Origin of the sequence: Vibrio hepatarius, assembly GCF_018860525.1 — a bacterium.
GTDB classification, from domain to species: Bacteria; Pseudomonadota; Gammaproteobacteria; order Enterobacterales; family Vibrionaceae; genus Vibrio; species Vibrio hepatarius_B.
In genome coordinates, this window is the sequence record NZ_JAHKPM010000002.1 from 1 (window position 1) to 15863 (window position 15863).

The window sequence follows — 15863 nt, forward strand, 5'->3', positions numbered from 1 at the left end:
AGCGGAGAAGAGCCCTTTTTGTAATACTAAACTCCTGATCAGGAGACCTCTTTCACTCTGTTACTACATCTTGAAAGTAACAACTGCTGCCCACTCATTGAATCCAATATATATGTAAACAAGCTGGTCGGTTAAACGCTGATCAGAGTATTCAAATACATAGTTGCTTGCATCCATTGATACCTAAAACGTAGAACCGTCTCAATTTCTGGTTTTTTTCTTTAAAAATTATCCAATTAGCTAGCGAAACATCTATCTGTGTATTTTACTTAAAATAGTGCAACCACGATTCACTGATGAGAAAAATGGCTAACAAAAAAAACGTCGAAGCAAACAAGAAAAATACAGAAATCAAAAATAAGAAAAGTAACGAGCTAGAACAAAAGAAACCAACCAAAAAAAAGAAGCTCAGACTGCATTCACACCTAAAAGTTAATATCCCGCTTTTTCAATCACTCATGATGATACTGCCATCATTGGCTAAACACGCAGCTGCCGAGGATGTAGACAATTCCGGTGATAACGCAGATCAAGTAGCCGCAAATAACGTGACAGCAAAAGATTCCAGCGACCACCATGGAAAAACGGACTCATCAGCGGTTACTCATCAAGAGGCTCAAACGAGCGACAGCGACGTAAACTCTACCTTAAGTGCAAGCCACGCTCCCCATGGCTCGAGCTCTCACTTGTTTCCTTCTCATCATTTATCGACGCTTTCTCACCCGCAAGTCTATTACATTCCTTCGGTATCGATGCCGACTATCTCATCAGGAAGTAACGGTCAGCCGACTCATTCGAATGCGCCTACAACGACCGCTTTACCCGTCACCTTCATGTCAGAAGTCATAAAAGGTACCTACGGAGAGCTTCATGTTGATGCAAATGGTCAATACACGTTTGTATTAAACCCAAAATCGCCTCAATACATACTGTTGAATCAGCACCAACAAGGTACTGATCATTTCTTGTTGCATCTATCTAACGGCTCGAGCGTCATTGTTCAAGTTCCGGTCACGGGTAAGCAAGACACGCCAAGTATTTCTGGAGACTTAAAAGGTGTCGTCACAGAAGATCACAATATTGATTCACAAGGCTTGTTACATGCGAACGGTAAAATTGATGTCATAGACCCTGATCAAAATGAAAGTTCGGTTACGCCGGAAGTTATCTCTGGGAAGTATGGTTCATTAACTATCGATTCTGATGGACACTGGCAGTATCAAGTTGATAACTCTCTTTCTAACGTTCAAGCGCTAACCGGGGCGACTTCACTGCATGAAAGTTTCACAATTCACACCAAAGATGGCACACCGCAAACGATCGATATGACGATCGGCGGGAACGACGACAATGCCGTGATTACAGGCGTGGATGCTGGCACGGTAACTGAAGATTTAACAACGCAAGTCCAAGGACAGCTTTCGGTAACGGACTCTGATCTTGGAGAAGACCACTTTCAAGCCTCACAAGTAACTAGCAATTTCGGCACGCTCAGCATCACCAAAGACGGTGCGTGGACATACAATTTAGACAACAATAACTCTGTAGTTCAAGGACTTGGCCAAGGTTCGACTGCGACAGACATAGTCACTGTTTACTCAGCCGACGGCACAGCGCATCAAGTTATGGTTACGATCAATGGGACTAACGACAAAGCAGTTATTGGTGGAACAGACTCAGGAACTGTCACCGAAGAGTCTCAATTGCAAACATCCGGTACGTTGACTGTCACTGACGTAGATACTGGCGAAGCACACTTCTCCGACACAGATATCGTAGGCAACTTGGGGACTCTACATCTGACCGACTCAGGTGCTTGGACTTACAATCTCGATAACACAAATCCTACAGTTCAAGCGTTAGGCGCAAATAAAACAGCCACTGATACTATTACTGTCCATTCTGCTGACGGCACGCCGCATCAAGTTACGATTACGATAAATGGCACCAATGATACTGCTGTGATTGGTGGCACCAACTCAGATGCGGTAACCGAAGAATCTCAATTGCAAACATCCGGTACGTTGACTGTCACTGATGTAGATACTGGCGAAGCACACTTCTCAAACACAGATGTTGCAGGCAGCTTAGGGACTCTACATCTGACCGATTCTGGTGCTTGGACTTACGACCTCGATAACACAAATCCTACAGTTCAAGCGTTAGGAAAAGGAGCAACCGCCACCGATACTATTACCGTTCATTCTGCTGATGGGACGTCACATCAAGTAACGATCACAGTGAATGGCACCAATGATGCTGCGGTGATAATGGGGACATCGACAGGCGATGTCCATGAAGGACACACTTTTACCGCGCCAGACGGCAGTATGACTGGCGGTTATGTTGATGACCGTTCACCTGATCATCAGCACGGAAACATAGGGAAATTGTGGAACGATGAAATCCATACCGATGGCCACCTATCGGTAGTGGATGCTGATGCAGGTGAAAGCTATGCCCAAACAGGCACTTATTACGGCACTCATGGTCGTGTCATACTTCAAACTAACGGGGACTGGACCTACTATGCTTCCATCGGCCAAGATGCAACCGGCAGAGCTATTGATCATCTGGGTAAAGGGGAATCACTAACCGATACTGTCACCGTTAAATCTGCAGATGGCACCACACACGATATCGTTGTCACCATTCATGGCGATAACGACAGCCCATACTATTCTTCAGAAGTGCAGCTCAACAGCGGAAAAGAAGATCTTGCCCAAACCCTCACTGCAACTGAGCTATTGGCAAACACCATAGATGTAGATACCAATGACATAGGCAAGTTGACGATTACGAACCTTCATGCCGATCATGGTTCTATTCAAGATAATCAAGACGGTACCTTCACTTTCACGCCAACCAAAGACTACAACGGCCAAGTCCATTTCACTTATGACGTGACAGATGCGCATGGAGGTGTCACTGCAACAGGCGCGAATTTACACTTACAAGCAACTGGCGATGCTGCGACTATTACTGGAATTGATCAAGGGAATGTGACAGAAGATCGTGGCTATATTGATACACAATATAATCTTCATTTTGATGGAAAGTTAGATATTGTTGACCCCGACCAAGGTGAAGCTCAGTTTGATATTCAAAGAGGCCACACCTATCACGGAATTGGCTATGATACAAAAATGGGTGGGTGGGTACTTTTACAACAAGATGGTACTTATACTTATACAATTGATAATCGTAAACCAGAAATTCAAAATCTTGGGTCAACAGAGACTCTTGTCGATAAGGTGACAATCCACAGTGTCGATGGAACAAGTCATGAAATTCAGATCACAATCCACGGTACAAATGATGACCCTAAGGTTTCTTCGGTAACAACTCTTCCTGCAGGAGCTGAAGATACAGATGTCGTTCTACACGCTTCTGATTTACTCGCCAACGCTACAGACATCGACCACAATGATGCAGGGCAACTCTCAGTGGCCAACCTCACCGCCGACCATGGCAAAATCACCGATAATCATGACGGTACTTTTACCTTTCATCCTGCCCTAGATTACAATGGGAAAGTCTCTTTTAGCTATAATGTAAAAGATGCACATGCTGGCAGTACAGCGACTTCAGCGAGTATGACGTTAGCACCAACCAGTGATGCAGCGGTTATTACAGGCTCCGGTTCTGGGGTTAAAGAGGATATCAATGTGGATATCTCCAGTGGGCATCTCCTTGGAGCTTCTGGTGTGTTCCATGTTGTTGACCCTGATGGTCCTGCACAGTCGCAATTCCCAGATGTGCTCTATGGTGGTATTTATCAAGGGTCTCATGGTGGAGATCTTCAGGTGAATAGTAATGGTAACTATTACTACCATATAAGTAATTATTTAGTACAACATCTCTCAGAGGGTGAAACACTCAAAGAGGAGTATACCATTCACAGCGTTGATGGAACTCAACACAAAGTGGAGTTTACCGTTGAGGGGACCAATGATAAACCAGTCCTCTCTACCCAATCACAATCGGTAACTGAAGGTGGAACCCTTTTATCTGGTCAGATGCATGCCACGGATGTGGATACAAAAGACACGCATACATTCACTATTGATAAACCTGTAGATGGTTTAACCTTTAACAATGATGGTAGTTACACTTTTGACCCCTCCCATGCAAGTTATCAAAACTTGGGAGCAAACAATGACCAAGTTATACATGTTCAGGTAAAAGTGGATGACCATAATGGTGGTACGGATACGAAGACTCTAACGTTAGTTGTACACGGAACGAATGACGGTGCAACAATTGGCGGACAAGACACCTTTACTGTTCAAGAGGATCATAACCTTACCCTAAACTCCGGTAATACGATCATATACAACGGCCAATTGACCATTACTGACGCCGATGCTGGAGAAGATCATTTTGATGGGAATCTTCATCAAAACCAACAAACAGGCACATGGGATACCGGATATACGACACAGGAAGGTGGAAAGCTCATTCTTCAATCCAATGGTTCATATCGCTATGAGATTGATAATAGCCTCGCAAAGATTCAATCTCTCGGTAGTAATGAAACGTTAATTGATACTGTTACTGTGCGTTCTGCTGATGGTACGCCTCATCAAATTCAAGTCACTATCCAAGGTGACAATGATGCTCCCGTTGTTAGCTCCGCAGTTACACTTGCGGCTGGTACTGAAGATACAGATGTCGTTCTACACGTTTCTGATTTACTCGCCAACGCTACAGACATCGACCACAATGATGCAGGGCAACTCTCGGTGGCCAATCTCACCGCCGACCATGGCAAAATCACCGATAATCATGACGGAACCTTCACCTTTCACCCTAACCAAGATTACAACGGCAAGGTCTCCTTTACCTATGATGTACTGGATAAACATGGTGGAAGTGTCGCCACAACAGCCTCAATCACTCTGGCTCCCACCCGTGATTCTGCTGTGATTTCGGGCAATGATACCGGAACGATTATTGAAGATCATAATGTCGGGCACAGCTCAGCTCAAAAAATTGCAATATCAGGCTCTTTGTCTGTAACTGATCCTGACACAGGCGAAGATCATTTCCGGTTTAACCAATTTGGTGAGAAAGCGATACATGACCCCTTTGGTGGAGATCTAAGAATAACTCCAGCTGGAAGTTGGGGGTATGAGGTTTCAAACAGTCGCTTGCAATCATTAGCTGAAGGTGAAGTAGAAAAGGTTGTATATCGTGTTTATTCTGCAGACTACACTGCCCACGATATAACCATAACGGTGACAGGCACCAATGATCAACCAACCATCACTGCGACGACACTTGCACATGGCACTGAAGATACACATTACCAAATGCAAGCGAGTCAGTTTGGGTTCACCGATATCGACACTGGCGATACGCTACATTCAGTAGCGATTACCGATCTACCATCAGCAACACAAGGTAAGTTTTTACTTGATGGACACGATATTACAACGGGACAACAGATCCCTACAGCTGACATCAGTAAACTTCAGTTCGTTCCTACACAAGATTTTAATGGCGATGTTCAGTTTAAATATACAGTTAACGATGGGCATGTTGACTCACAAGAGGCTACTAACACTCTTCATATTGATCCTATAGCCGATGCCGCAACATTTACCGGTGACTCCGGCAGCATAAGTGAAGATACAAACATTCACCACAACTTGAATACCACCGGGTCAGCAACCATTCCAGATGCCCTTTTTTGTCATGGGCACCTGATTGTTTCTGACGCTGATGGTCATGGCGAAGCTGCATTAGATCTTAAGGGGCAACAGAAAATATCTCTGGATGGAACCTATGGTCATTTCGACATCACTAGCAGTGGGAGATGGGTTTATAAAGCAGACAACGATAGTGTGCCTATTCAAGACTTAGACAATGGACAAACACTCACAGATAGCATTGAAGTCACATCAAAAGACGGTACCAAGCATTCAATAACCGTCACGATTAATGGGACCACCGATGATCCAGTTCTACACAGCCTCAGTGATTCTGGTGTTCAACATAGTAGTCCAGTTGAAGGGAATCTACTTACTGGCTCTGGGACGGATCAAGGATTGAGTGGTGCAGCAACAGACACCGATTCCAACGCACATCTGGTGTTGCAAGATATTCAAATAAAAGACCCGGTGTCAGGTTATGTCGCGGTAAGGCCGGGGCAACCACATACTATGGCCGGTATCGGTACACTCGCGATCGAAGCGAATGGTCATTATACCTTCACCCCGGAAGCTGGCTTTACAGGTAAAGTGCCAAGTATGGTTTATCGCGTCGGCGATGATGGCGGTAACCCAATAGGAGATTCTTCTCAAAACTCTCTCTCTATTGAAGTCACCCCTCCTCTACAACATGCGCCAACGGTGACAGGGCAAACCGTTTCTACAAATGAAGACATCACCAGAACCTTTACAACCAGTGAATTTGGTTACAGTGATCAAGATGGCGATGCGTTACAGTTCGTGACTATTAGCAGCATACCGAGTCATGGATTATTACTTCTAAACGGTAACGCCGTAACCGCCAACCAGCAAATCAGCAAGGCTGACATAGACGCAGGCCATTTAACTTTCACGCCGATCAATAATGAAAACGGCGCCAACTATGCGCAATTTACATTTACTGCGAATGATGGCCATAAAAATTCGGCAAACGCAACGATGGTAGTGGATGTCAATGCAGTCAATGATGCACCTATCGTTGGATCGAGTTTTATTAGTTCTTTAGAAGATAAGCCTCATGCGTTCACCACCGCAGACTTTAAATATTCTGATATTGATGGAGATGCGTTAAACCACATCACGATTACCAATGTCGCCCATGGCGTGTTATCGCTGAATGGCACCACAGTGAATGTTGGTGATGACGTCAGCGCCTCCGACGTTTCATCACTCATCTTCACCCCAACTCACAACTACTTTAGTTCTGGTGTCAGCGGATTAGGGGCGGTGCAATTTACCGCAAACGATGGTCATCTTGATTCAAAAGAAGGGTCAATACTCATCAATATAGCGAGTGTCGCTGACCCTGCAACATTCAGTGGAGACTCCACAGGAGTGGTCAAAGAAGACATAACACTTCAAGCTTCAGGTACGTTGACGGCGAGTGATCCTGATGGAACAGCTGGGTTTACCGCGGTACAGGGTGGAGCTGGAATAGCCGGAAGCAAAGGCTATGGGCACGCTCATATCGATGTAAATGGTCACTGGACTTACGACCTTGACAACAACCATCCTATAGTTCAACAGCTTGGCGAAGGTCAGACAGACACTGAAACCATCACGGTTCAATCTGCAGATGGTACGCACCATGATATCGTGGTTACCATTACCGGCACCAACGACGCACCGATTCTCGGCGTTAACCAAACATCATCAACAGCAGGTACATTAACAGAGACTGATGTAGATGTTACTGACTCTCATACCTTCTCTATTGTCAGTTCAACAGGGCAATTCGGTTCATTGTCGGTAGATCCAGACACTGGTGACTACATCTACACACCAAATACGTCTATCACAGGGATGAGTTATAACTCTGCCACCAACTCCTATCATGGTGTGGATGTGTTCGAAGTAAAAGTGAGCGACGGCCATACTGAGGATTCGAAATTCATCACCTTTGATGCCTCGGGACATGTCACCATGTCACCAACGGGTGGCCTAGTCATATCAACCACAGTGCCTCAACAACCTACAGTTACAACGACACTACCAACCTTGCTAATGGTCACCAACGTAGCGTCAACGAACTCAGTGACTCTGGATCTTGCATCAACAAGCGATTCTGGTTCATCAAACACTGACAACCAGACCAATGCCACTACCCCAACGATTACTGGGCACACTGATATTCCATTCTCGAAAGTCACGATTTACGATGGTTCCACACCCGTTGGACACGCGGTATCTGATGCCTCTGGCCAATATAGTGTTGCGGTAAGCAGCTTATCGGAGGGCGTTCATAATCTATCCGCCAAAGCATTGGCTCCTTCGTCAGTGCTACCGGCTACCTCTTCGCTTCTTTCCGTCCATATAGATACACAAGTTCACATCGGTATTCAAACAGACCCAATTACCGCCGACAATGTGATTAATGCTCAAGAATCCAACAGCTCCATTGACATCAGCGGATCCGTTTCTGGCGATTTTAATGCAGGCGACATTGTGACTTTAGATGTAAATGGGACACAGCATACTGGCGTGGTCGATGCAAAAGGACACTATTCAATTGCCGTACCTGGCAGTGAACTCATTGCCGATGCTGACCAAAAAATAGAGGCATCAGTAGAGGTGACAGATAGCGCAGGTAATAGCGCTCATGCCACTGCAGATGTTACTTACCAAGTCGATACACAGGTTAGCGTTCCTACGATTACCTTTGAAAACGCAGGGGCAGACAACTTATACAGCAAAGCTGAAATCGCCCGAGGGCAGGCAAACACGATCACAGCAACCGTTACGCCTCCTAGTGATGCCAAAATCGGTGAGCATCTTGTCGTTAACGGTCAGGATCATGTACTAGATGCTCGTACTCTACAGCACGGAATACAAATTGAAGTTCATCCCGGTTCTAATGTACAAGCAACAATGACTGACGAACACGGTAATACCGCAGGTAGCCAAGGTTTCGCTGCAAGCGCTATTCCTGAACCTATCATTGTCAGACCACCATCGGGAAGCCACCAAGTATCTGGCACGCTTGGGGTTCCACCACTATTACCATCGTTAACTCCGGTACCAACAGCACAAAGCGGTTGGCGAATCCATTTACCTAACGGACAGTATGTCACTAGTCATCATGGCCAATACGGGACATTAACTATTGATCCTCAGACTGGTCATTTACATTATCAAGAGCAAGCCCAAGTTCACACGGGCCCTCATGGCAGCGCTTCTGGTATAGGTCAACATGAAGATAAATTTGAAGTGGCATTGCAAGGGACAAATCAAGATGAAGTTGTCGCCCATGTGAATATCCAGATACTCAGTCATGGGCCTGGACATAGTGGAAAGCTGACAGTTGGAACTGAAGTGGTTGATATGACAATCACACCTTTAGTCCATACATCGCACCCTGCTCCACCGCCACCGCCTCCTGTTCAACATGACGAGCCAGACATGGCTTCACAAGCCGACTTTACGGTCACACTAAGCGATGATAGTAATCTAGATTTAACCCAGCAGACCCATCAAGAACCCGATGAGAAAACCAGCCACCATGGTGCAGCAGCTTATCTGGATGCATTGGGCATTAAACCCGATGCGACATCGACAACGGTTCACGATCAACCTGCGGATATGGATATCGTACTTGCACAAGTCGACCAACAAGATGCAACAACACATGACCAAGCGCACTTGGATATGTCAGACGCGTTGGAACACCATGACGCGAACATCAACCATAACCAAGATGATGAGCACCACCACCACAACGATATCGATAGGTTACCGGACATAGATCCTAACTCATAACTTCAAGTGTAAGGTGCCTAGTGCTAGTAACTTACCGCTTAAACTCTAGGCAAACACAATCGGGAGCATTAATTGCTCCCGATTGTTTCTCTCTAAAGAACATAGAAACTTGAAAAAACGACAATCAAAAAGGGAGCACATAATGTGCTCCCTTTTTATTATTTGCTGTTGTTATTCGTTTACTCTCAGCGACTCTTTATAACGATTACCTTTCACCAAATGCGACACTCACGTTCGTGTAAATGGGCTTCCATAGGTATTGGAAAACGGACTTCTCACCGGTTGTAATATCAACCTCTCCCGTCATACCTGGCAAGATAGAAAAGCTCTCCGGATTATCACGGAAATAGGGAACATCCACCGAGACGACGACTTCATAATAGATCTCGCCACGTTCGCTTTGACTTGTGGTCGGTGAAATACTCTCAACCGCTCCTTTTAGCGCCCCAAAGCGGCTGTAATCAAACGCATCAATCTTGATTCGAGTCGGCTGCCCTACACTCACAAAACCAATATCTCTTGGCGACAAACGAGCTTTAAAGTCGGCTTTCCCACCAACAGGAACAATTTCAACCACTGTCCCACCCGGCTGAATAACACCACCGTTTTGCGTGCTTGGCAGGCTTTGCACCAAACCTTGTAGCGGCGACACTAACATGGTGTTGGTCAATTTAGCTTGGCTTGAACGAACTCTGGCATTCAGTGCTGATAAGTCAGCTACGGCTTTAGAGCGATCGTCGCTCACTTTAGCTTTTGCTTCCGCAAAAAGCTGCTTAATTTTTTGTTCAGTGCTGTCTGCTTGCTTGATTAACACAGCTTTCTTACCACGAGCTTCTTCGATTTTTTGTTCGATACTGGCCAGTTTTTGTCGCATTTCAAGCACACGTAAACGTGAAATATTACCCGATTTATAACCCTTCTCCAGTATGTTCAACTCTTGTTTGGTTGCATTCAACTCTTTCTCGTAGCTAGGTAATGACTTTTCTACGCTACGAAGCTGCTCTGCAATTTGTTCGTTCTCTTTCTCAAGTACCACACGTTTTTGGAAATAAAGGGCTTTTTGCGCATTCAGCTGCGCTTTTTGTTGGCTGACGATCTCTGGGTAATCGACCTCGAACTCAGCAAGATTAGGCTCACGTTGCTCAAGCAGCGCATTCATACGTTCCACACTGGCTAAAAGCGACACTTGTTGAGACTTTAACTCTTCAAGGGCGGTACGTTGGAAAGTGGCATCAAACTCAACAAGCGGCTGACCTTTCTCAACCAACTGGCCTTCTTTAACGAGAATTTGCTTTAACTTACCGCCAATCGCGCTTTGTAATACTTGCTTCTCGCCTTCTGGAATCACAGCGCCTTTGGCTTTGGCGATTTCATCAACTTGAGTGACTACAGACCAAGTGGCAAAAGCAATAACACATATGGCAACCGACCATGTGGCCAGCGCCAATGTACGAGCCGTATTTTGTGATTCAACAAGTTCACCGTAGCACTTGCCCTTCTCGATAGCTTGTTTAGTCATTAGCGACTCCTTGTTTAGACTCTGATTGTTCTTGTCGGGCTGCATTTTGTTGAGCAGACGCCTCTTGAGTTGACGGCTGTAGCTCTTGAGATAACGGTTGCTCAGATAAATGCGGTTCTTGAAAAGCTTGAGGCTCTGAAGGCTGTTCCTGCTTCGAAGACTGCTCCGGCTCTAATGGACCGGCATAAACCACAGCACCTTCGTTTAACACCACGACTTTATCGGCAAGCTTGATTAAATCCGGATCGTGAGAGGTGTAAATCACTGTTGCTTTTCCTTTTTTCGATTGCACAAACTCACCAAATAAACGCTTAGCGTTTGGATGAGCATCAGGTACAGGGTTATCCATTAAGAACATTGGGTAATCATAAACTAGCGCTTTTGCGTCAATGAGGATCTGCGCGACACTGCCAGACAACATGTCAAAAAGGCTATCCGGTTGAATACTACTGATGGAGGTGTATAGCCGACCAGATAATGTCTCGAACCAACGCTTTCCGCCCACCATTTCAATCGCAGAGATCATTTTCTGATCTTCAACTTTATGGCCGTCGTTTAGCCACTCTCGAATACTCAGTGTGAGCAAATCAGGATAAGCCGCTCGAATAAAACACCAGTGACGATATAGCTGCGGATCGTATTGAACAAGGTTAACGCCTTCAAGCTCGACCATGCCGTTTTGGATAGGATGTAAGCCAGACAACACTTCGATCAATGTTGATTTACCGCTCCCAGAAGGGCCAGTAATCGCGACAATTTCACCCGCTTCAATATCAAAACTCACACCATTCAAGGCGGGACGACTCTGCTTAGGATAACGCAGTGTTACTTGGTCTAATTTCAAGTTAGGCGCTACTGTCGGCAGCGGGTGATGTTGGTAACTGAATTCACGCTCAGACGGCTGGGACAAAATACGGTTCACTTGCAATTTGGATTGATTAAAGCTATTGAAACGCATCGCGCTGTTTGCCAACACCTGAGCAGGACCCGTCACCTTAGATATCAACATCATTGAAGCAATCAAACCACCGGGGGTCATCACTTGTTCAAAAATGAGCCCTATCCCTAATCCCATCACAGCTAATGTCGAAGCAACACCAATGAAATAGTAAATCGAGGTGTAACGACTCTGGAGAACCGATTGATTAAAAGTCACTGTAGAAGCAAGGAGATTGGCCTTTTTGAAGCGTTGAATCCAGTGCTCTGAGAATCCGGCACTGCGAATAAAGGCGAGTTTGGATGACAGCTCATTGGTCATGTTTTGACGATTCGTACCTGCTACCGTTGATTGCATTGAACGCTTGCTGCTAGAGCGTATCGAACGCTTAGCTAATAGGTAATAAAGAACCAAAGAAACGATAGGAACCAGTACTAACCACCCACCTAACACACCTATCGCAAGTACAAAAATTAGAATGAATGGTAAATCAAACAACGCATTACCTAATGGCCCCGATAACACACCTGAAATACGCTCCGACAACATCACTTGATTTTGTTGACTGGAAGACGCAGTTTGCTGGTTTTGAGCATAACTATTTCGAAGCAGACGCTGTACGAGAGATTGAGAGATCTCCCGACTCACTCGGTTCGAAACTGAAACAAACACTCGGCTACGCAATGTTCTCAACCAACCCATCATCACAAACAACAACGCCGCACCAATAGCGATACCTTGCAGCTCATGCCCTGCATCACCACCAATCACATGGTCATAAATCGACATAGTGATGAAAGGAACGGCAAGCGCAAATAAGTTAGTGATAAAACTGACTAACACCAATTTAGGTATAATGGGGCGAAACGCATGTAACCTTTCACCAACCCAATAAGGAGAAGCCTTCTCTAATGGTGGGCCTTCGATAACGATGCAAAACTGCGGGTCATCGGTGATGTCGTCATTGGCGTTAAAAGAAACAAATTGTTTGGATTCTAAATGACCAGATACCAGCTCATTTTCATCAGGCACCAGTAAGACCAATTTATGCTCGCCAACTTCATCTAGGTTGGCAACCAAGTGATAGGGCAATGCAAGCCTGTCGAACAGGGCAAACATATCGTCTATTGATTCAATGCCATTTTCATCGACCCATTGATGTGCGAACAACTGGATATTCGCATTAACTTCCAATTGTTTAAGGACAGAAAGGCTTTCATTTTCTAAATGATTCATCACCTCTTGTCGACCGCTGGTATCTGCACGGTTGTTCGTACTTGAAGGGTTACCAATATCTAAACGATTCATACGATAGCCTCCTGGTTGTTCTCGCTTTCGACCGCAGTAGCTCGACTTTCCACTGTAATGATTCGATTAGCTAATTCGCGAAGTTTAGAATGGTTGCTCACCATCAGTATCGTCCGTCCTGCCGTCACTTCTTCTTCCAACACCTTAGCTAGATTTCCAAGGGCATCTAAATCAAGTGAGGAATCTGGCCTTTCTAACATGATAATGGGTTTATCACTTGCCAGTTGAGTCGCGATATTGAGCATTTTCACGTTGCCCATACTCAGCAGAGACGCACTCGTATGGCCAATTTGTGTTTCTAACCCATCAGGTAAACGATTAATTTCTTTGGTTAAACCCAAACGCTTCGCATAGTCACTGGCGCTTTGCGTTTTCTCAGGATCAAACCCACATAAGTTGTCGAGAATAGTACCTGACACCAATTGCCCTTTAACGCCACAGTAGGCCGCAATATTGGTTATAGATGCGATTGAAACGGTAGCTCCGTTAATGGAGCACTCACCCGTTTTCAGATCATCAATACCTGCAATCGACGACAAGAAATGACTGTTGGTGTGGCGGTCCTCACTCTCTAACAATACCAACTCACCTTTATTCAGTGTGATATCCGCATGAGCGAGTTCACCGTACCTTTCAACGGTCACTTGCTTAATTTCCAACGTCTCAAAGTCAAATAAAGGGAGCTCAGGTTGCTCAAAATCTGAAGACTCAGATAGTGACAAGTCACTCAACTTTTCTATTGCCTGATTGGCACTGTGCATTGAATTAAGCTTGATTTGAACGCCAACTAGAGCGCTTAATGGCGCAACCGCTCTGCCCGATAAGATAGAACATGCCGCTAACCCACCTGTGCTTAACTGACCATCCAACACCCATAAGCTGCCAGTAATCACGAGTAAAACTGACGTCGCTAATGCTGCAAGCTGAATACACTCTTGGGCGAAGGCATTCTGTTCCTCTTCTCTCGCTTTAGACTGAGAACGAACATTATTGAGGGATTTAAACTGATTGAAGATTCGAGACTCAACTGCCTGGCGTTTGATTCCCTGAATGGTTTGGCTCAGCAAAATTAAAAACGCTTTTCGCTCCTGCTCATCTTGGGAAGATACTTCACTTAGGCTTTTAACGCGAATAGAAGATAACCAGACAATTCCAAGAGTAATCAGCCAAACTGCCAAAGGTATCGCCACTAACTCACCGCCGATGTAAGCCACCAAGCCCAAGAAGATCAATGCAAAAGGTAAATCAATAAAGCCTGCGATCACCCCACCGGAATACCAATCTTTAACTTTGGATACTGAGCTGAGCCCTTCTTCTACGCCACCAACACCTAAATGACGAAGATGACCCGATGAAGCCTTAGTCACCCTTTCAACCAAGGTTTGATAGGTCGCTTTCTCGGTGTTACTGGCCGCGGCAGACAAAAGCCAAGTTCGTACAAACCGGATTAGCGCTTCCATAGCGACAGCCAACGTCGCACCCGCTAATAAGAGAGTGGCAGTTCCATAACTCTGGTTAGGTAAGATACGATCGTAAATTTGTAAAACTGTTAACGGAACAGCGAGAGAGAGAAGATTAACTAGCAAAGAAGGCAGTAGAACTTTCCCCACCACCCCTTTGTTTTTCATTGAACTTGCGGGCATACATAATCCTTATCCATCAATATGAAACAATATTGATATAGGCTACTAAGTTATGCAAGATAAGGGGCTGATTTAATTTAATTTTAAGACATTGCTGAAATTTTTTCATTTCAAGTAAACCTTACAACCACAATCGCACTTTATCACTAATTAAGTTACAACGAGAAACATCTAACTTTAGCTAGTTTTATTCAAATCAAGATTTTCAATATTGAAGCTTTTTTTAGACTTGAAAATGTATGTTTCATTCATATTAGCGGATTATGAATGAGCTTTTATACTAAATGATATTGGGACATTTTCGATTTAGAAAGTATCTTTCCCCACAAGAGGCCACCAATGGCTTCTATGCAGTGAGGTGAGAACCTACTCTACTGATGCCATCACTGTTTGTGTGCGAACTCCCACATCAAATTCTCAGCTTTTAAGCCATTAGTGGTAAACTCAATCCACGCCCATAATTCAATGTAGACACCATGAAAGATTGTAACCAATGCGGTAAATGCTGCATCAAATATGGAGATGGTGATTTAGCAGCCACACAAGAAGAGATCGATCTATGGGAGCTATTTAACCCTGATATCTTTGAATATGTGAAAGATGGCAAGATTTGGTTCGACCCAGACACAAAAGAACAACTAAATCGTTGTCCATTTTTAGAGTTAGCTCGCAAGTCAAAACCAAATGAAAAAGATAAATACACATGCAGTATTTACCTCGACAGGCCCGAAGACTGTCGCCACTACCCTAGCCTTATCAATGAAATGGTTCGGGACGAATGTGAAATGATCGAGGTCGTAGACCTAGAAAACCTCAACAAAGCACAAAAGCAGTTAGATAAGCTGATGAGCTCAAGCCGACCATCGAGCTATTCCTAGAGTGGGTTTAAGTAATTGCATTTAACACTTTCATAAGGTGAGAATGACACAATAGCTAAACCTCTACAAAGCACCTAAACACACTTTCATGCCAAATACGGTCTATTT

General features: G+C 44.8%; 5 protein-coding genes. 2 read left to right on the top strand and 3 right to left on the bottom strand.

Annotated features, from left to right (window positions below; translation table 11 throughout):
• Positions 1–305: 305 nt before the first annotated feature.
• On the top strand, positions 306–9470 hold the full coding sequence (locus KO511_RS00050) for a VCBS domain-containing protein (RefSeq protein WP_215985486.1): 9165 nt from the start codon (positions 306–308) through the stop codon (positions 9468–9470).
• 205 nt (positions 9471–9675) lie between these two features.
• Here the strand turns inward: KO511_RS00050 and KO511_RS00055 are convergent, their stop codons facing one another.
• The 3 genes from KO511_RS00055 to KO511_RS00065 are packed head-to-tail and all read right to left on the bottom strand — an operon-like array spanning position 9676 to position 14877.
• The gene (locus KO511_RS00055; RefSeq protein ID WP_215985487.1) at positions 9676–10989 is read right to left on the bottom strand and encodes an HlyD family type I secretion periplasmic adaptor subunit; all 1314 of its coding nucleotides are present in this window, start codon (positions 10987–10989) and stop codon (positions 9676–9678) included.
• Positions 10982–13234, bottom strand: coding sequence for an ABC transporter transmembrane domain-containing protein (locus KO511_RS00060; protein WP_215985488.1), 2253 nt, complete (start codon positions 13232–13234; stop codon positions 10982–10984). The genes KO511_RS00055 and KO511_RS00060 overlap by 8 nt, the downstream gene beginning before the upstream one ends.
• Positions 13231–14877, bottom strand: a complete 1647-nt coding sequence (locus KO511_RS00065) for an ABC transporter transmembrane domain-containing protein (protein WP_215985489.1) — start codon at positions 14875–14877, stop codon at positions 13231–13233. Before KO511_RS00065 ends, KO511_RS00060 begins: the two co-directional genes overlap by 4 nt.
• 476 nt (positions 14878–15353) lie before the next feature.
• On the opposite strand from KO511_RS00065, the gene KO511_RS00070 reads away from it, so the two are divergent.
• Entirely contained in the window at positions 15354–15755 is a 402-nt protein-coding gene (locus tag KO511_RS00070) for a YkgJ family cysteine cluster protein (RefSeq protein WP_215985490.1), read from the top strand.
• Positions 15756–15863: the final 108 nt, after the last annotated feature.